Origin of the sequence: Streptomyces iranensis (assembly GCF_017874715.1) — a bacterium.
Classification (GTDB): domain Bacteria; phylum Actinomycetota; class Actinomycetes; order Streptomycetales; family Streptomycetaceae; genus Streptomyces; species Streptomyces iranensis.
This window is the reverse complement of the sequence record NZ_JAGGLR010000015.1, coordinates 249811-268651: the sequence shown is the minus strand read 5'-3', so window position 1 is coordinate 268651 and position 18841 is coordinate 249811. Positions and strand designations below refer to the sequence as shown.

Sequence of the window (18841 nt, the reverse complement as noted above, 5' to 3'; positions counted from 1 at the left end):
CGCGATCCGGGCTCAGGGCATCCACTTCTTCCAGACGTCCGGATGCGCCTCGACCCACTTCTTCGCGGCGTCCTCGGGTGACATCCCCTGCGAGGCGATCAACTCGGACACCTCGTTCTGGTCCTTCTTCGTCCAGTGGAAGTTCTTCAGGAACGCCGCCGCCTTGCCGCCCTTCTTCGCGAAGTCCGCGTTCAGATACTTCTGCAGCGGTGTGGTCGGGTAGGCGCAGTCGAAGGAGTCGGGGTCCTTGGCGCCCTCGTCAGCGCACTTGTCCGTGTACTTGGGCAGCTTGACCTCGACCATCGGGACCTGGTTGAACAGCCACTGCGGCTCGTACCAGTACGAAAGAAACGGCTTCTTCGCCTTGGCGAACTGCTTCATCTGGGTGATCTGCGCCGCTTCCGAACCCGAGAAAACGATCTGGTAGTTCAGCTTCAGATTCTTCACCAGCGCCTTGTCATTGGTGACATAGGACGGTGAACCGTCCAGCAGCTGGCCCTTGCCGCCGCTCTCCGCGGTCTTGAAAGTCTTCGCGTATTTGTTGAGGTTCTTCCAGTCCAGGACGTCCGGATGGGCGTCGGCGAAGTACTTCGGCACCCACCAGCCGATATGGCCGGTGACGCCGAGCCCGCCGCCCGGCACGATCGTCTTCTTGTCCTTGACGTAGCGCTGCTCCTGGTCCGGGTGGCCCCAGTCCTCCAGGATCGCGTCCACCCGGTCCTGGCTGAGCGCGTCCCACGCCGGCACCTCGTCCACCTGGACGGTGTCGACGCGATAGTCCAGCTCGTGCTCCAGCAGATACTGGGCGACCGCGACATTGGACTGGGCGCCGACCCACGACTGGACGGAGAGCGTGACGCTCTTCGCCCCGCCCACATTGGCGTACGGCGAGGACTGCTTGGTCATGTCCGCCGCGCCGCAGCCGGTCGCGGTGAACACGGCCGCCACCCCGGCGGCGGCCATCAGCAGCTGAGTGCGGGTGCGAGCCATCTCAGGCCCCCTTCCTGTCGCGGCGCGACGTCGGCTGGGTGACCCGGTCCAGCATCAGACCCAGGCAGACGATGGCCGCGCCGGCGACCAGACCGGTGGCCAGATCGCCCTGGGCCAGGCCGAACACCACGTCGTAGCCGAGCGCGCCCGAGCCCACCAGACCGCCGATGATCACCACGGCGAGCACCAGCACCACGCCCTGGTTGACGGCCAGCAGCAGCGCCGGGCGGGCCAGCGGGAGCTGGACCTGGCGCAGTTGCTGCCCCTGGGTGGCGCCGAGCGAACGCGCCGACTCCAGCGCCGCCGGATCCACGTTCCGCAGCCCCTGGGTGGTGATGCGGATGACGGCGGGCAGCGCGTAGACGATGGCCGCGGCCGCCGCCGGGGCGCGGCCGACGCCGAACAGCGCGACCACCGGGATCAGATACACGAACTGCGGCATGGTCTGGCACACGTCCAGCACCGGCCGCAGCAGCCGCTCCAGCCGGGTGGACCGCGCGGCCGCGATGCCGATCGCGAAGCCGAGCACCAGCGTGACGAAGACGGCCGCCAGCACCTGGGAGAGGGTGTCCATGGACGGCTCCCACACCCCGAGCACACCGACCGCGGCCATGGCGGCGGTGGCGGTCAGGGCGGTGGCCCAGGTGCCGATCAGCCAGGCCAGCGTCGCGACGATCAGCAGCACCGCGTACCACGGGAGGCCCTGCAGCCCCTCGCGCAGCGGGTCCAGGATCCACTTGACGTAGTCCGAGGCCCAATCGGCGGTGCCGCCGACGACCGGCACACCCGTGTAGAGGTGGTCGACCATCCAGTCCTTGAACTGGTTGACCGGCTCCTCGATGGGGACGGTCCAGCCGGTCGGCCAGGTCTGGGACCCGGCCAGCCGTCCGACGAGGGTCACCACCACGGTGATCACCCCGACGCCCGCCCAGGCGGGCCAGCCGCGCAGCAGCCGGGGCCCGCCCTCGGCCGGGGGCTCGCCGAGGCGCTCGCCCGCCGACGCGGTGGTGCGGTCCATCACGACGGCGAGCAGCACGATCGGGAGGCCGGCGGCCAGCGCCTTGCCGACGTCCACGCTGGACAGCGCCTGGTAGACGCGGTCACCGAGACCGCCGCCGCCGATCACCGAGGCGATGACGGCCATGGACAGCGCCATCATGATCGCCTGGTTGACGCCCAGCAGCAGTTCCTTGCGGGCCAGCGGCAGCCGGGCCGACAGCAGCCGCTGCCGCCAGGTGGCGCCGAGCGAGGCCACCGCCTCCAGCACCCCGGCGTCCGCGCCACGCAGGCCGAGGGCGGTGAGCCGGGCCATCGGGGGCGCCGCGTAGATCACGGTGGCCAGCACCGCACCCGGTACGCCGATGCCGAAGACCAGCACGACGGGCAGCAGATAGGCGAACGCGGGCAGCACCTGCATGGTGTCGAGAATCGGGCGCAGCGCCCGGAACGCCCGCTCCGAGAGCCCGCCGGCCAGACCCAGCAGCCCGCCGATGACGACGGACGCGGTGACGGCGACGGCCATCAGCGCGAGCGTCTGCATCGTCGGCACCCACATGCCCAGCAGCCCGCACACGGCGAAGGACACCAAGGTCGTCACCGCGACCCGCACCCCGGCGACCCGCCAGGCCACCAGGGTCGAGGCGGCGGTCACCCCGGCCCAGCCGAGGGTGAGCAGGACGACGTAGACGGCGCGCACGCAGATGATGACCGCGTTGCTGATGTGGCCGAAGAAGTAGAGGAAGATCCAGTGGCTGTCGCGGTTGTCGATGATCCAGTCGCTGGCCTTGCCGAGCGGCTCGGAGACATCGACGGTCAGCGCGTCCGGCCAGCTGCCGCCGGCCCACTTTGCGTGCGCGAGGGGCACGAGCACGGCGGCGATCACCACGAGCACCGCCAGCTTGCGCGCGGCATGGCTGTGCACGACGGCGCTCAGCAGGGACGGGCGCGTCCCGTCCGGCGCCGTGCCGGTGGCCGCCGGTTCGGTGGCGGGATCGGTGGAGGGGCGGGTAGCGGTGGCACTCACACGCGCCCCCCGGTGCGGCCTGGCGGAGAGAGGGTCGAGGTGGGGCTCATGCCGCGGCCACCTCCTTGCCGTCCAGGCCCGCGACGACGCTCAGCAGACAGGCGTGGTCGACGACGCCCACGCAGCGGCCACCGTCCACGACGCGCGCGGGGCCGCCGGTGCGGGCCACGGCCTCGATCGCGTCGGCGACCGTGGTGCTCGGGGCCAGCGCGGGCCCACCGTCCTGCTCGTCGGGCTTCGCGGGGCGCATCGCGCGGCGCACGGTCAGCACCTGCTCGCGCGGCACGTCGCGGACGAAGTCCCGTACGTAGTCGTCCGCCGGGGAGCCGACGATCTCCTCCGGGGTGCCCAGCTGCACGATCCCGCCGTCGCGCATCAGCATGATGCGGTCACCGAGGCGGAGCGCCTCGCTGAGGTCATGGGTGATGAAGACCATCGTCCGGCCCTCCTCGTGGTGCAGCCGGATGACCTCCTCCTGCATATCGCGGCGGATCAGCGGGTCGAGCGCGCTGAACGGCTCGTCGAAGAGCAGCACCTCGGGGTCGACGGCGAGCGCCCTTGCCAGGCCCACTCGCTGCTGCTGACCGCCGGAGAGCTGGCCGGGGCGGCGGCGCTCGAGGCCGGTGAGGCCGACCTTCTCCACCACCTCGGCGGCCTTGGCCCGGCGCTCGGCCTTGCCCACGCCCTGGATCTCCAGCCCGTAGGCGACGTTGTCGAGGACGGAGCGGTGCGGCAACAGCCCGAAGTGCTGGAAGACCATGGCGGCGCGGTGCCGGCGCAGATCGCGCAGCCGGGCCTTGTCCATGGCCAGGACGTCCTCGCCGTCGATCTTCAGAGTGCCGGAGGTGGGCTCTATCAGCCGGGTGAGGCAGCGGACGAGGGTGGACTTGCCGGAGCCGGAGAGCCCCATGACCACGAACACCTCGCCCGGCTGGACGTCGAAGGAGACCTCACGGACCGCGGCGGTGCAGCCGGTACGGGCACGCAGCTCAGCGGCGGACAGCTCGGCCTCGGCGGAGCCGGGGATCCGGTCGGCCTTGGGGCCGAAGACCTTCCACAGGTCGCGGACCGAGAACACCGGGGTGCGCTCGCCACTCTCGGGGGTCTTGGGGGTGTCGGGCGTCTCGGGGACCACGGTCGTAGCCATCACGCCTCACCTCCCGGCGCCAGCATGGCGGCTCGGTCATCGGGCCGGTGCCGGTCCCGATCGCGCTCCTCGAACAGCAGCTCAGCGCACTTCTCGCCCACCATCAGGACTCCGATCATCGGGTTCACGGCCGGCATCGTCGGGAAGACGGACGCGTCGGCGATACGGACGCCGCTCAGGCCCCGGATCCGCAGATCGGGGCCGACCACGGCGAGTTCGTCCGACGTGGCACCCATACGACAGGTGCCCGCCGGGTGGTACACGGTATGCGCGACCTTGCGGGCGTACTCGCTGATCTCCTCGTCCGAGGTGATCTCCGGCCCCGGGCACACCTCGCGCTTGAGCCAGCTCGCCAGCGGTTCGGTCTTGGCGATCTCACGCGCGACACGGATGCCGTCGACCAGCGTGCGGCCGTCGTAGTCCTCCTCGTCCGTGAAGTACCGGAAGTCGAGGGCGGGCTTGACGGACGGGTCGGCGCTGGTGAGGTAGAGCCGGCCGCGGCTGCGCGGCTTGGGGATGTTGGGGGTCATCGACACACCGTGCTCGGGCCTTTCGTAGCCCAGCCGCTCCGGATTGTCGGTGAACGGGATCTGGTAGAAGTGGAACATCAGGTCCGGGCCCCGGGATTCGGGGTCCCGCCGGATGAACAGCCCGGCGTCGGAGTCCATCGCGGAGTTGTCCGGAATCGGGCCGTCCGTCTCCCACACGATGACCGACTCGGGGTGGTCGAGCAGATTCTCGCCGACGCCCGGCAGATCGTGGACGGCGGGAATGCCCAGCGCCTCCAGATCGGTCTTGGACCCGATACCGGAGTGCATCAGCAGCCGCGGGGTGTCCACGGCACCCGCGCAGACCAGAACCTCGGTCTCGGCCCGGACCAGGATCTCCTCGCCGTCCTTGGTGCGGACGTGCACGCCGGTGACCCGGCCGGTGTCGTCCAGCTCCAGCTTGTACGCCCAGGTCTCCAGCATCAGATGGAGGTTGGGCCGGTCCAGGAACGGGTGCAGATAGGCGACCGACGCCGAGGAACGCTTGTTGTTCTCCGGGTGATAGGCGAGGTCGAAGAAGCCGACGCCCTCGTGGAACGGCTTCTTGTTGAACCCCTCGACCCGCGGTACCCCGGCGGCGGCCTGGGCGGCGTCGACGAAGTCCCGCGCGATCGCGTTCCGGTCCTTCTCGTCCACCGGGACGATGTTGTTGCGCAGCCGCCGGAAGTACGGGTCCATGGACTCCGCGTCCCAGCCCTCGGCGCCGGCCTCGGCCCACTCGTCCCAGTCACCGGGCAGCGGCTTGAAGGAGATCAGGGTGTTGTGCGAGGAGCACCCTCCGAGCACCCGCGCCCGGCTGTGCCGGATATGCGAATTTCCGCGTGGCTGCTCGGTGGTGGGGTAGTCGTAGTCCAAGTCGCCGCCGAGCAGGCCGAGCCAGCGGCGCAGGGTGAGCACATCGGGCCGGTCGACATCCGACGGTCCGCCCTCGATGACGGCGACACGGATGTCCGGGTCCTCGGTGAGCCGGGAAGCGATCACCGATCCTGCGGTGCCGCCGCCGATCACGACGTAGTCGTATGCGACAGGTACGGACATGTGGGGTTACTCCTCGCGGTCTTACCCAAACGGCTCGCGCCGGTGCGGGCCGGGGGCTGCTGCCGCCCCTGGGGGTGGGGGTGTTGCTGGGTGCCTCAAGTGCCTACGGCTTCTCGCCGCCGGTCGCCGCGATCGGGCGCGGCCGGGTCCGGGCCCGGGGGACCAGTCCGGGCCCGGCCGTGCCCCGGGCGGGGCCGACGGCGGGGTGTCAGCCGGCGAACCAGCGCACCGGGCTCGGCCGCAGGTTCTCGTAGACGTGCTTGGTCTCGCGGTATTCGTCAAGGCCCGCGGGACCGAGCTCACGCCCGACCCCGGACTTGCCGAAACCGCCCCATTCGGCCTGCGGAAGGTAGGGGTGGTAGTCGTTGATCCACACGGTGCCGTGCCGCAGCCGGGCGGCGACGCGCCGCGCCCGAGCGGTGTCGGCGGACCAGACGGCGCCGGCCAGTCCGTACTCCGTGTCATTGGCGAGTGTGACTGCCTCGTCCTCGGTTTGGAAGGACTCGACCGTCAGAATCGGCCCAAACGTCTCCTCCCGCACCACCCGCATCTCGCGGTGGCACTGGTCGAGCACGGTCGGGAGGTAGAAGTAGCCGGTGGCCGGGCGGACCTCGTTGGACTCCGGCTGCTTCCCACCGCAACGCAGCAGCGCGCCCTCCTCGAGGGCGGAGGCCACGAACGCCTCGGTCTTGTCCAGCTGCTGGGCCGAGACCAGCGGACCGCACTCGACGCCGTCCTCGGTGCCGCGGCCCAGCTTGATCTTCTCCGCCCGGCGGGCGAGCTCGGCCACGAACCGCTCGCGCACCGACTCCTCGATGATCAGCCGGGCACCGGCCGAGCAGACCTGGCCGCTGTGGATGAAGGCGGCGTTCAGGGCCTGGTCGACGGCGGTGTCAAAGCCATCGGCGGTGGCACAGGCGTCGGCGAAGACCACATTGGGGTTCTTGCCGCCGAGCTCCAGCGCGACCTTCTTGACCGTCGGCGCGGCGGCCTGCGCGACCTTGGTGCCGCTGACCAGGCCACCGGTGAAGGAGACCAGGTCCACATCGGGGTGCTCGGACAGCCGGGCACCCACCGGGTCGCCCGCACCGGTGACCACATTGGCCACCCCGGTCGGCAACCCGGCCTCGGCCAGCAGCTTCACCAGATGGACGGTGGACAGCGGGGTCACCTCGCTGGGCTTGATCACAAAGGTGTTCCCGGCGGCCAGCGCCGGGGCGACCTTCCAGCTGGCCTGGAGCAGCGGATAGTTCCAGGGGGTGATCATCGCGCAGACGCCGACCGGCTCATGGACCACGACGCTGTGCACCTCGGGGGTGCCCGCGTCGACCACGCGCCCGGCCGACTCGCCCGCGACCAGATCGGCGAAGTAGCGGAAGGCGTTGGTCACGTCATCGACGTCGACCCGGCCCTCCTCCAGGGTCTTGCCGGTGTCACGGCTCTCGATGAGCGCGATCGTCTCGCGGTCACGCTGGAGCAGGTCGGCGACGCGGCGCAGCAGAGCCGCCCGCTCGGCCACCGGCGTCCCGGGCCAGGGACCCTGGTCGAAGGCTCGACGCGCGGCCGCGATCGCCGCGTCGGTGTCCTCGACACCACCCTCCGCGACGACGGCGAGGGTCTTGGCGTCCGCGGGGTCGAGGACCTCCCGCTGCGCCCCGGATGCGGCTGCCTGCCACACCCCGTCCACATGAATGGTCTCGGCTGCCGCCACGTGATTTCTGCCTTCCGGTTCCGCGTGCTGTGCCACTGGTCCAAGCCAGCAACTTGGACCCCTAACCGGAAGGCGGGAACCTATGCGCGATTCGCAAGAGAAAGTGGGGCGGCTCACGTGATCCGAAGGCGGAACCGGCCCCACGGCTCATGATCGGCCTGTATGTCAAGAGGCCGTGCGGTCAAGAAGTGGTTCGGTCACAAGAGGGTGCGGTCGAGAGGCGGAGGTGTGATCAGAAGGCGGTGCGGTTACGACGCGGCGTGATCAGAACGAGCTGCGGCTACGACGCGATGTGATCAGAACGGGGTGCGGTCACGACGCGGTGCAGTAGGCGGTCGGGCAGAAGGTGTCCACCGCCGCCTGGTGGACCTCCCGCTCCTCCACCCGGTCCCCGGCCCCGGAGGGGCCGATCACCAGCACCGCGTACATGGTGCCGCCGGGGGCGGCGAAGCGGCGGTCGAGTATCCGGCGGTGGCCGTCGCTCTTGGATTCGTATGTGTACTCCAGCTGGACCGGGTCCATGGCGGCCGAGCCCAGCCGGGTGAGGGCGATCTGCTCGTAGTCGCGGTGGGTGGAGGCGATCCGCTCGGCCTCCTGGGCGGACTCGTACGGCGTCGACTCGGGGCCGTGCAGCTCAAAGATCTGGATCACGGTGCTGTCGTCGGGCGAGGTGTAGTAGACGCTGGGGCCCTGCGTCGTCCGTCGCCATCCGTCCGGGACCGCGAGGTGGTATCCGGCCGGATCGGCCTGGGTGCTGTAGCCCGCGGGCGGGGCGGCACCCGTCAGGGAGGGTGAGGACGGGGTACCGAACGGCGTCGCGGACGGGGACCCGGAGGGCGCCCCGGTCGGACGGTCCGTGGGGAGATCGGTCGGGAGATCGGTCGGCCCACTGGTCTCGGGGCCGGGCGAGGGGTAGAGATCGCTCGGCTGGGAGGCGTCCCCGCTCGGCGTGGCCGTGGGGCTCTCGCGGTCCCAGGGCAGCGGACCCGCCTGATTCCGGGAGGTGCCATCGCCTCCGAAGGCCACCCATCCGGAGAACGCGATTCCCGCGACCAGGAAGATCGTCACTGCCAGCGCCCGTAGCGCCCGCCTGGAGTCCTGCCCCGGCGCTCCCCCGTTGTGCATGCTCATCTATGCCCCCCGATGGTGGATCTCTGCTCCCATATGCGGATAAGCCGTGTCGACTCACATCGATGTACCCGGTTCGGGGGCCGCCCCACCCCCTGTCACCGCACCGATACTTATCCGTCGCCCGGCCGCCGGTCAGGTGGCCGGGCAGTAGGCCGTGGGGCAGAAAGACGCCAGCACGATGCCCTGCCGCTCCCGCTGCTGCGGCCAGTCGTCGGCCGGGCCCGCGACCAGCACCGCGTACTGCACCCGGTCCGGGCCGGTGAAGGCTCGGTCGAGTATCCGGCGCGGACCGTACTTGGCGCTGCGGTAGCCGTACTCCAGCTCCGCGTCCGCGTCATCGCCGGGCCCGAGCCGCTTGAGCTCATACCGCTTGTAGCCGGGGTTCTTCTTGAGCCCCGCCTCCGCCTGGCGCAGCGCCTCGTACGGAGTGATGTCGGGCTCGGTCAGCGCGAAGACCTGGATCAGACTGCCCCCGTCGGACGACTCGTAGAACACCCCGGTGTCACGCTTGACCCGCTGCCAGCCCGTGGGCACATCCAGCCGGAATCCCTCCGGGTCGGTGGTGCGCACATAGTCCGCCGGCGGCCCCTGGGTGCTGTCCTCGGACACCGACGGCGGCGCCGAGGTCGGCTCCGCGTACGGCCCCGACGACGATGCCGAAGGCTGCTCGGCCGACGGCGACCAGGACGAGGCCGAGGGCGAACCGCCGTCCGCCCTGGGCTTGTCGTCCCCGCCGCCCGACGCCAGCTTCCAGGCGCCGAACCCGATCCCGCCGACCAGCACCACGGCGAGCACCGCCAACAGCACCGTGCCCAGATGCGGATTGGGTGGTCTTCGGCCCGGGGCCGGCGGCTCCGCGCCCGCTCCCACCCAGCGTTGGGCCTCCTCGTCCCATTGGCGGCCCCCCTCGCCGCCCGGGGTGGTCATCTCACCCGCCCAACAGCGCGCCGACCGCCTGTCCGACGGCGACGCCCGAGGCGAGCATGCCGACACTGGCGCTCGCGTCCTGCAACATCACCCGGATCCGGGCCAGTCGGCCGGCCCCCGCCCGGCCGGTGCGCTGGATCTCGTCCTCGGTCCGGTCCAGCTCGTCGGAGAGCGCGCCGACCTCCGGGCTCGGGACCACCCGCCGCAGATCCTCGGCAAGCTGCCGAACGGCCTCCAGCAGCTCCTGATAGGCGGGGTCACAGGGGGCCTCCGCCTGACGTCCGTTCACAATGTGGTTGTGGTCGCCGAAGCCGATGGCGCTGTCCTGCACCTTGCCGAACCGGATGTTTCCGAACTTGCTGCCGCCGCCCGCCGCCGGGGTCGTGCCGCCACCGCTCGCGCCCGCCGCGCGGTCCGCGCCGCCGCCCATGTCGCTACCGTCCTCCGTGTCAGCCATCGCCATGGCCGCCTCCCGCTCCATTGCTTCCGGTGGTGTTGCTGATGGTGTTGTGGTCACCGAAGCCGAAGGCGCTGTGCTCCGCGGACTCGATGAAGACTCCGCCGCCGCTCACATTGATGACCTTCTGCTCGAACTCACCGGTCTCCCAGCCGGCTTCGTCGAGCGCCCTTCGCACGCCGTTGGCCACCCGGTCCTCGACGCTCTTCAGATAGCGGCTGACATCCATCTCCTGGAAGAGCGATGCGCCGACGTCGCTGCCCAGCTCGCGCACCGAGGCCCAGGGCCCGTCGGGGATGGCCGCCTCGTAACCCCCCGCGTACATCCGCCAGACGAAGGCGGCCGAGCGGAAGGCGTGGATGACCGCCCGGCCCGCCGCCGTGGGCATCCGCCCCAGCGCCCAGATCACCTTGCCCGGCAGCCCGCCGCGGCGGTGGGAGTCGGAGAGCCGGTCGACCGCCCGGAAGTCCGGACGGATCGGGCGCAGCACATGCGGGGCGAACTCCAGCATCAGCATGCCGCCCTGCGTATGCACCCGCACGAAGACCGTGGTGACGACTTCTTCCCGCCATGCGCCGACGCGGATGCGCAGAAAGTGCCGACGGATCTCGCCGCCCTCCTCGACGGCCTCCGCCCGCTCCCGCGCGAAGTCCGCCTCTCCGTACGGCACGAAGGAGCGGCTCCGTAATCCGGTGACCTTGAGGAAGACACATTCGTCGAGCTCCAGGCCACGCAGCCGATCGCGACTCTCGGCGGCGGCACGAGCGGTGCCCTGGGCGGAGGCGGTGCCCTGGGCGGACGGGGTGCGCAACTTCTCGACCAGCGGCCGGATCCGCTCCAGGATCACGCGGTTGTCCAGCGGCACCGGATCGCCGCCCTCGCGCGGCCGCAGCTCCACGGCGAGGGTCCAGGTGTCATGCGCGGTGCCCGCGCCGAGGAAGGGGTGCCGATCGTGGTAGAGGATCACCGGTGAGTGCTGCTCACGGCGGATCAGGGCCCGCACCCGCTGGAACCGCCCGCCCTCGAACCGCTCCGCGGGGTCCGCGGCGGGGTCGGCAAAGGTCTCCGGCTCCAGATCGGTGGCCAGCACCCGGGCCACATGCTCACGGTGCAGTGCGACCGCGGCGGCCATCGCGGCCGGGATCACCAGCGCGAACCAGGCGGCGGTGGTGTCCGACCCCGTGGCCAGGCCCGGTGCGAAGTCCTGCAGCCAGCCCGAATCGGACTGCCCGTCCGTGAGCGCCTGCGTCAGGGCGGAGACCACATAGGACAGCAGGGTCAGACAGCCGAGCACCCGCAGCACCGCCGCCGCCCGCCGCCGGGTGACGGTGACCCCGTCGGCTCCGGGATAGTCAGCGCGGAAGGCGCCCATGGCGCCACCCCTGGCCCAGGCGGCCAGCAGTAGCAACGCGCAGGAGAGCAGGAAGAGATAGAAGAAGCCCTGGGCCAGCAGGAAGTCCAGCACCCATAAGGACACCAGCAGCGCGGTCCAGCACGCTTCCAGACGGCGCGCGCGCAGCGCGTGCGCGAGCACCCGGACCGCGTCGATGCCCAGCGAGGGCGCCACGGCGCGCTCCTCGTGGACATACAGCTCGTCCACGACCGCGTCCCGGAAGTCGTCGTCCAGATAGGCGCCCGCGCATAACAGCCGGGTGGCCTCGCTGGTGGCGTAGGGAGACGCGTCAGCCGCGGTACGAGGAGAAGGGACGGCGGGTGACGGCTCCGACCGCGACCGCGGCAGACGAGCGGAATGGTCCCCTACAGAAGACTGGGCACCGCCAGAAGAGCGAGCACCGCCAGAAGACTGAGCACCGTCAGAAGGATCAGCATCGCCTGAAAAATGATCACTGCGCGTATTGGCCATGTTTCCCCCCGAGGCCGTAGCAACTGCCTCCACGGTAGGGGAAGATGGCCCGCGATTACAGTGCATGGCCGAAGGGTCACACTCCGGAGTGAATACCGGAATGTGACCCTTCGGAAACGACCGCGTCGGGGCGGCTGAGGAGCGTCAGATCAAGCCGAGGCTCCGCACGGCCTCGCGCTCGTCCTCGAGCTCCTTCACCGACGCGTCGATGCGGCCCCGCGAGAACTCGTTGATGTCCAGGCCCTGGACGATCTCGAACTTCCCGTTCTTGGCGGTGACCGGGAAGGAGGAGATCAGGCCCTCCGGCACCCCGTACGAACCGTCGGAGACCACACCGGCGGAGGTCCAGTCGTCGGCGTCGGTGCCGTTGACCCAGGTGTGGACGTGGTCGATGGCGGCGTTGGCGGCGGAGGCGGCCGAGGAGGCGCCGCGCGCCTCGATGATCGCGGCACCGCGCTTGGCGACGGTCGGGATGAAGGTGTCGGCCAGCCACTGCTCGTCGCTGACGACCTCGGCGGCGTTCTTGCCCGCGACCTCGGCGTGGAAGACGTCCGGGTACTGGGTGGCGGAGTGGTTGCCCCAGATCGTCAGCTTCTTGATCTCGCTGACCGGGGCGCCGGTCTTCTTCGCCAGCTGCGACAGCGCGCGGTTGTGGTCCAGCCGGGTCATCGCGGTGAAGCGCTCGGCCGGTACGTCCGGCGCGGCGGCCTGCGCGATGAGCGCGTTGGTGTTGGCCGGGTTGCCCACGACAAGGATCTTGATGTCGTCCGCGGCGTGGTCGTTGATGGCCTTGCCCTGCGGCTTGAAGATGCCGCCGTTGGCCTCCAGCAGATCGCCGCGCTCCATGCCCTTGGTGCGCGGGCGGGCGCCGACCAGCAGCGCGACGTTCGCACCGTCGAAGCCCACGTTCGGGTCATCGGAGATGTCGATGCCCTGGAGCAGCGGGAAGGCACAGTCGTCGAGCTCCATCGCGGTGCCCTCGGCGGCCTTCAGCCCCTGCGGGATCTCCAAGAGACGCAGTTTGACCGGCACGTCCGCGCCGAGGAGCTGACCGGAGGCGATGCGGAAGAGCAGCGCGTAGCCGATCTGGCCGGCCGCGCCGGTGACGGTGACGGTGACGGGAGTGCGGGTCATGGCGGTCTCCTGCGCTGTGTTGTCAGTCCAAGATCTCTTGGTGTCGAGATACTTGCGTCAGGCTATCCGACGGCACCTGACCCACGTTCTCTCGGGCCATTGTGTAACCGCTCACCGTGCGTTCCGGACCACCGCGCACATGGGACCACCGCGCACTTTGGCGGCCGCCTGCCAGGAGGGGGAGTGCAGGCGGCCGCCCAGTGCCGCACCCGTGGGGGGGCTCGAGCAGCGCCTGCCCCGATTCCCCCGGCTCATTCCCCCCGGATTTACGAATTGCTCCGGACGGACTCCGGACGAGCTCCCGAACCGGCCGGACAAGCTCCCGAACGGACTCCGGACAGCCTCCCGGACGGGCCCTCACTCCCCCGCGCTCAGCCCCGGGCGCCAAGGGCCGTGCAGGCGCGCGTACCGCCGCCGAGGGTGGCGCACGCGGTGGCCCGCGCGGCGGAGTCCACCGAGATCATCTTGGTGTAGGCATCGCCGTCGGCGCCGACCCTGCCGCTCTGCGAGCGGGCCGCGCCGCCGTCCGCACCCGGTGCCTTCACCTGGATGGCGTCGCCCACCTGGATGGCGTCGCCCGGGGTGGCCCGGGTGATCCGGGCCCAGGCCGCCCTGCAGGTCTTGCTGTAGCGGACCTCGACATACGCGGTGCCGACGGTGACGTCCGCCGTCGTCGTCGCGGCGGTGCCGCACCCCATGGCCTGCGGATCCTGGCCGGCGCAGTCGTGCCCGGCGCATTTCACGCCCTCCGGGAGCTGCTGACGCGCGCTGGTGGCCGGTGCGGTGGTCGGCTTCTGCCCCCGCTTCTCGCCGTCGCCACCCGCGTCGAGCAGAAGGACGGCACCGGCGACGAGCAGAAGCGCGCCGACGAGCCCCCCGGCGAACAGCACGGCGACGCGCTTCCGCCCTCTCGGGGGCGCCGACGACGGCGGTGGCGACGACGACGGAAGGGACGACGACGGAAGGGACGACGCGGGCGACGGCGGTTCGGCGGAGTCCGGTGCCCGCCCGGCCAGGGCCCCGCGAGCCGGGAACTCCGGAGCCGTCGCGACCAACGGCTGCTCCGGATCGGGCGGTTCGGCCCTCGGCCGGTCCTTCCCCGGGGAGCGGCCGTTGTTCCGGGCGTCCGCCCCCTGCGCCGCCGGGTCGAACTGCTCGATGGCGGCCCGCGCCCGCGCGACGCTGATGGCCTCCATCGTGACGTCGTGCCGCATCTCGGAGCGGCTCCAGGCCCGCTCCGCCAGCTCCCACAGCGTGCTGAGGTGGTGGACGTCGGCGCCGGTGGTCTCGGCCAGGGCCTCCACCGCGCCCCGCGGGGGCAGCAGCCGCCCGTTGAGGTAGCGCTCCCAGGAACTCTTGCTGTAGCCGGTGCGGTCGGCGACGGCGACGACGCTCAGCCCGCTGCGCTCGACGAGCGTGCGCAGCCGGCCGGTGAACTCCCGGACCTGCGGATCAAGTTCCTCCGGTAAGTCCCTCCAACGAGGCATTGCCTCCCCCTGTCCCCCCGCACGTACCTGTGTCAATCTCCCGCGCTGCGGCCGCCGTTGGCGTCCCCGAGCCCCGAACTGACTACCCAAAGGGATGCCTTGCCCCAGGATGTCAGCTCTTCGAGCGGGGGCGCATCGGAGCATTTCGTGCACCGGTACGCGCTCTCTCACGCCCGGCTCGTCGTTGCACGGCCGAGACCTCGTGTTGGAACGGTCACTTCCGCGCCACAGGGTTTCGACGCTCATTGATCCGGCACAGCTCACACACAACCCTGATTACCAGGCGGTCCGTCCTTCTTCGGGGGAGAGGGCGGACCGCCGCCGGACCATTCGGATCCGGCCACAACGACGGCGGCCCGTCCTTCCACGGGGGGAGGACGGGCCGCCGTTTCACGTCGTCGGCTAGCGCACCGTGAAATGCACCACGTCGTCAAGGAACGGGATCGACACCCACGGATCCGGCTGGGCCATCAGGGACAGCAGCACGATCGCCGCGCCCAGCAACCCGTAGGTCAGCATGTCGGTGAAGCGTGACCGCACCGCGAGCATCCCCACCTCGGGCAGCGCCCACCGGAAGAAGGCGCCCGCCAGGAGGGACAGCCCGATCAGCACCGTACCGGCACGGAACGCGTCCAGGGCGACGATCAGCAGCCCCAGCCCCACCCCGCCCATCACCGTGAGCAGCGGCCACTGCCGGGCGGGCGCCGGAGCGGCGCCGGGCGCGGCCCGGCCACCGCCCTCCGGACGCGCGGTGTCCCGGGTGATCAGCGGAAAGCGGCGCGACCTGCGGATGAACCGGCCGGGCCCCGCGGGCGGCGCGGGCGGCTCCTGCCGCTGCTCCCCGGCCGCCGGTTCGCTCGCCTCAGCCGTCATGGCCGGCACCGGCGTCGGCGGTCGCCTTCGCGTCCCGCTCCGCGGCCTCCACCACGTTGACCAGCAGCTGGGCGCGGGTCATCGGGCCGACCCCGCCCGGGTTCGGCGAGACCCAGCCCGCGACCTCGGTCACACCGGGGTGCACATCGCCGGCGATCTTGCCGTGCTCGTCCCGGCTGACGCCCACGTCGAGCACCGCCGCGCCCGGCTTGACGTCCTCCGGCTTGACCAGGTGCCGCACCCCGGCGGCCGCCACGATGATGTCGGCCTGGCGCAGGATCCCGGGCAGGTCGCGGGTGCCGGTGTGGCAGAGGGTGACCGTCGCGTTCTCCGAGCGGCGGGTCAGCAGCAGCCCGATCGACCGGCCGACGGTGATGCCGCGGCCGACGACCACCACATGCGCGCCGTTGATCTCCACACCGTGGTGGCGCAGCAGTTGGATGACGCCCTGGGGCGTGCACGGCAGCGGGCCGCTCTCGTTGAGCACGAGGCGGCCGAGGTTCATCGGGTGCAGCCCGTCGGCGTCCTTGGCCGGGTCGATCAGCTCCAGCACCCGGTTGGTGTCGATGCCCTTGGGGAGCGGCAGCTGGACGATGTAGCCCGTGCAGGACGGGTCCTCGTTGAGCTCCCGGACCGCCGCCTCGATCTCCTCCTGGGTGGCGGTCTCGGGCAGGTCGCGCCGGATGGAGGCGATGCCGACCTCGGCGCAGTCGCGGTGCTTGCCCGCCACGTACCACTTGCTGCCGGGGTCCTCGCCCACCAGCACGGTCCCGAGGCCGGGATGGATGCCCTTGGCCTTCAGCGCCTCCACTCGGCTGACGAGATCGGACTTGATCGCGGCTGCGGTTGCCTTGCCATCGAGAATCTGGGCGGTCATGACTTCATCCTCCCGGATGCGGGGACGTCGGATCCAATCAGGGGCCGGCCGGGGCCGGACCGGCGAAGGCCGCACCCCGTGATCCGGTCGGGGTGCGGCCTCCTGTGCTCGCTCAGCGAGCGCCCGGTGCTCGCTCGCTGGTCACTCGGTACTCGCTCAGTGGAAGATCAGTGGAAGAAGTGGCGCGTGCCCGTGAGGTACATGGTCACACCCGCCTTCCGGGCGGCCTCCACCACCGCCTCGTCGCGGACCGAGCCGCCCGGCTGCACCACGGCGTTCACGCCCGCCTCGGCCAGTACCTCGAAGCCGTCCGGGAACGGGAAGAAGGCGTCGGAGGCGGCGTACGATCCGGCGGCCCGCTCGGCACCGGCCCGCTCGACGGCCAGCTTCGCCGAGTCCACGCGGTTGACCTGGCCCATGCCGACGCCGACGGTGGCGCCGCCCTTGGCGAGCAGGATCGCGTTGGACTTCACCGCGCGGCAGGAGCGCCAGGCGAAGGCCAGCTCGGCGAGGCCGTCGGCGTCCAGCGCCTCGCCCGTGGCGAGGGTCCAGTTGGCCGGATCGTCGCCCTCGGCCTGGAGGCGGTCCTTGACCTGGACGAGCGTCCCGCCCTCGATGGGACGCTGCTCGGTGGCGTCCGCCGGCGGCTCCGCGCAGCGCAGCACCCGGATGTTCTTCTTACGGGCGAGCGCCTCGACCGCGCCGTCCTCGTACGCCGGGGCGACGATCACCTCGGTGAAGATCTCGGCGACCTGCTCGGCCAGGGCGACCGACACCGGGCGGTTGACGGCGATCACCCCGCCGAAGGCCGACAGCGGGTCGCAGGCGTGCGCCTTACGGTGCGCCTCGGAGACATCCGCCCCGACCGCGATCCCGCACGGGTTGGCGTGCTTGATGATCGCGACACAGGGCTCGGTGTGGTCGTACGCGGCCCGGCGGGCGGCCTCGGTGTCCGTGTAGTTGTTGAACGACATCTCCTTGCCGTGCAGCTGCTCGGCCTCCGCGAGCCCCTTACCGCTGCCATCGGTGTAGAGGGCGGCGGGCTGATGCGGGTTCTCGCCGTAGCGCAGCACGTTCTTACGGGTGATGGTGGCGCCCAGGAAGTCCGGCAAGGAGGAGTCGTCCGCCGCCGAGTCGGCCGCGAACCAGTTGGCCACCGCCACGTCGTAGGCGGCGGTGTGCTGGAACGCCTCGGCCGCCAGCCGCTTGCGCCGCTCCAGGTCGAAACCGCCCTCCGCGGCGGCCTTGAGGACGTCGCCGTACCGCTCGGGGTTGACGACCACTGCCACGGACGGGTGATTCTTGGCGGCGGCCCGGACCATGGAGGGGCCACCGATGTCGATCTGCTCGACGCACTCGTCCGGCGCGGCGCCCGAGGCGACCGTCTCGCGGAACGGATAGAGGTTGACCACGACCAGCTCGAAGGGCTCCACGCCCAGCTCCCGCAGCTGCTCACGGTGGGAGTCCAGCCGCTGGTCGGCCAGGATGCCCGCGTGGACGCGCGGGTGCAGCGTCTTGACGCGGCCGTCGAGACACTCGGGGAAGCCGGTCAGCTCCTCGACCTTGGTGACCGGCACCCCGGCGGCGGCGATCTTCGCGGCCGTCGAGCCGGTCGAGACGAGCTGGACGCCCGCCGCGTGCAGCCCTCGGGCCAGCTCCTCGAGACCCGTCTTGTCGTAGACGCTGACCAGCGCGCGGCGGATGGGCCGCTTGGTACCTTCGGCGGTCACGGGATCCTTACCTTTCGTCCCTCTATGCGGTAGCCGTGACGGGCCAGACGCCCCACGACCTCGATGAGCAGCGAGCGCTCGACTTCCTTGATCCGCTCATGGAGAGCGGACTCGTCGTCCTCGTCCCGGACCTCGACCACGCCCTGCGCGATGATCGGGCCGGTGTCGACGCCGTTGTCGACGAAGTGGACGGTGCATCCGGTCACCTTCACACCGTGCGCGAGCGCGTCGCGCACGCCATGGGCGCCGGGAAAGCTGGGGAGCAGTGCGGGATGGGTGTTGACACAGCGGCCGCCGAACCGGGACAGGAACTCCCGGCCCAGGATCTTCATGAACCCGGCCGAGACGACCAGGTCCGGCTCGTGGGCGGCGGTGGCCTTCGCCAGGGCCGCGTCCCACTCGGCGCGGTCGGCGTGGTCCTTGACCCGGCACACGAACGTGGGGATCCCAGCGCGCTCGGCGCGCGCCAGGCCCTCGATGCCGTCGCGGTCGGCGCCCACGGCCACCACCTCGGCGCCGTAGCGGGCCACGCCCTCGGCGGCGATGACGTCGAGCAGCGCCTGGAGATTCGTACCGGAGCCGGAGACGAGGACGACGAGGCGGACCGGGCGCCCGGGGCGCGCAGGACTGGCGGGGGGAGGCGGGGAGGCCACGGCGGGGCTCTTTCTCGCGGGCGATCTGCCGTTTGTGTGGTCGTACGAGGTCGCGGACTCGTCAATTCCGGGGAACTCTACGAAGCCGCCGACCGTCAGCAACGATACCGGCACACGAAGCGGCCCCCAGGGGACGGGGGCGGGCACGGGAGGTAGCGTCTGGACTGCGAATGCAACTGACGCCACTGACGCCGTGGGAACGACCGCCGTGCCCGCGCCCCGAGCCGTACGGCACCGGCCGTACCCGCGTC

At 71.1% G+C, this 18841-nt stretch carries 15 protein-coding genes; all 15 read right to left on the bottom strand.

Translation table 11 applies throughout. From position 1 onward, the window contains the following. Positions 1-12: 12 nt before the first annotated feature. The 15 genes from J2Z30_RS27365 to purN all read right to left on the bottom strand — a co-directional run bounded on the left by J2Z30_RS27365 (position 13) and on the right by purN (position 18590). Positions 13-990 carry an ABC transporter substrate-binding protein gene (locus tag J2Z30_RS27365; RefSeq protein ID WP_044573882.1) on the bottom strand — a complete coding sequence of 326 codons (978 nt, stop codon included), beginning with the start codon at positions 988-990 and terminating at the stop codon, positions 13-15. 1 nt (position 991) lies between these two features. Continuing rightward, a complete protein-coding gene (locus J2Z30_RS27360) occupies positions 992-3013 on the bottom strand; it encodes an ABC transporter permease (RefSeq protein ID WP_372453311.1) in 2022 nt (673 codons plus the stop codon). A 46-nt stretch (positions 3014-3059) separates the two neighbouring features. Beyond that, the gene (locus J2Z30_RS27355; protein ID WP_044573880.1) at positions 3060-4160 is read right to left on the bottom strand and encodes a quaternary amine ABC transporter ATP-binding protein; all 1101 of its coding nucleotides are present in this window, start codon (positions 4158-4160) and stop codon (positions 3060-3062) included. Further along, positions 4160-5746 carry a GMC family oxidoreductase gene (locus J2Z30_RS27350; protein WP_044573877.1) on the bottom strand — a complete coding sequence of 529 codons (1587 nt, stop codon included), beginning with the start codon at positions 5744-5746 and terminating at the stop codon, positions 4160-4162. Before J2Z30_RS27350 ends, J2Z30_RS27355 begins: the two co-directional genes overlap by 1 nt. A 208-nt stretch (positions 5747-5954) precedes the next feature. After that, positions 5955-7457 (bottom strand): aldehyde dehydrogenase family protein, encoded by a 1503-nt coding sequence (locus tag J2Z30_RS27345; RefSeq protein WP_044573875.1) that lies wholly within the window; start codon positions 7455-7457, stop codon positions 5955-5957. A gap of 312 nt (positions 7458-7769) precedes the next feature. Further along, positions 7770-8588 carry a serine/threonine kinase C-terminal domain-containing protein gene (locus J2Z30_RS27340; protein ID WP_245388483.1) on the bottom strand — a complete coding sequence of 273 codons (819 nt, stop codon included), beginning with the start codon at positions 8586-8588 and terminating at the stop codon, positions 7770-7772. Positions 8589-8720: 132 nt separating this feature from the next. Further along, a complete protein-coding gene (locus J2Z30_RS27335; protein ID WP_245388482.1) occupies positions 8721-9515 on the bottom strand; it encodes a serine/threonine kinase C-terminal domain-containing protein in 795 nt (264 codons plus the stop codon). Between the two features lies 1 nt (position 9516). Beyond that, positions 9517-9978: a hypothetical protein gene (locus J2Z30_RS27330; protein ID WP_052702095.1), complete on the bottom strand. Its 462-nt coding sequence runs from the start codon at positions 9976-9978 to the stop codon at positions 9517-9519. Then, positions 9965-11572: an AbeC-like domain-containing protein gene (locus J2Z30_RS27325; protein ID WP_308280081.1), complete on the bottom strand. Its 1608-nt coding sequence runs from the start codon at positions 11570-11572 to the stop codon at positions 9965-9967. Before J2Z30_RS27325 ends, J2Z30_RS27330 begins: the two co-directional genes overlap by 14 nt. 408 nt (positions 11573-11980) lie before the next feature. Further along, positions 11981-12970 carry a malate dehydrogenase gene (locus J2Z30_RS27320; RefSeq protein ID WP_044573871.1) on the bottom strand — a complete coding sequence of 330 codons (990 nt, stop codon included), beginning with the start codon at positions 12968-12970 and terminating at the stop codon, positions 11981-11983. 371 nt (positions 12971-13341) lie between these two features. Then, positions 13342-14457 (bottom strand): helix-turn-helix domain-containing protein, encoded by a 1116-nt coding sequence (locus tag J2Z30_RS27315; RefSeq protein WP_044573869.1) that lies wholly within the window; start codon positions 14455-14457, stop codon positions 13342-13344. Positions 14458-14859: 402 nt separating this feature from the next. Next, positions 14860-15330 (bottom strand): DUF3017 domain-containing protein, encoded by a 471-nt coding sequence (locus J2Z30_RS27310; RefSeq protein ID WP_245388481.1) that lies wholly within the window; start codon positions 15328-15330, stop codon positions 14860-14862. Further along, the gene (locus J2Z30_RS27305; protein ID WP_044573867.1) at positions 15320-16207 is read right to left on the bottom strand and encodes a bifunctional methylenetetrahydrofolate dehydrogenase/methenyltetrahydrofolate cyclohydrolase; all 888 of its coding nucleotides are present in this window, start codon (positions 16205-16207) and stop codon (positions 15320-15322) included. Before J2Z30_RS27305 ends, J2Z30_RS27310 begins: the two co-directional genes overlap by 11 nt. A 167-nt stretch (positions 16208-16374) precedes the next feature. Next, positions 16375-17937, bottom strand: a complete 1563-nt coding sequence (gene purH, locus J2Z30_RS27300; RefSeq protein ID WP_044573864.1) for a bifunctional phosphoribosylaminoimidazolecarboxamide formyltransferase/IMP cyclohydrolase — start codon at positions 17935-17937, stop codon at positions 16375-16377. After that, a complete protein-coding gene (purN, locus tag J2Z30_RS27295; protein WP_044573861.1) occupies positions 17934-18590 on the bottom strand; it encodes a phosphoribosylglycinamide formyltransferase in 657 nt (218 codons plus the stop codon). The genes purH and purN overlap by 4 nt, the downstream gene beginning before the upstream one ends. Positions 18591-18841: the final 251 nt, after the last annotated feature.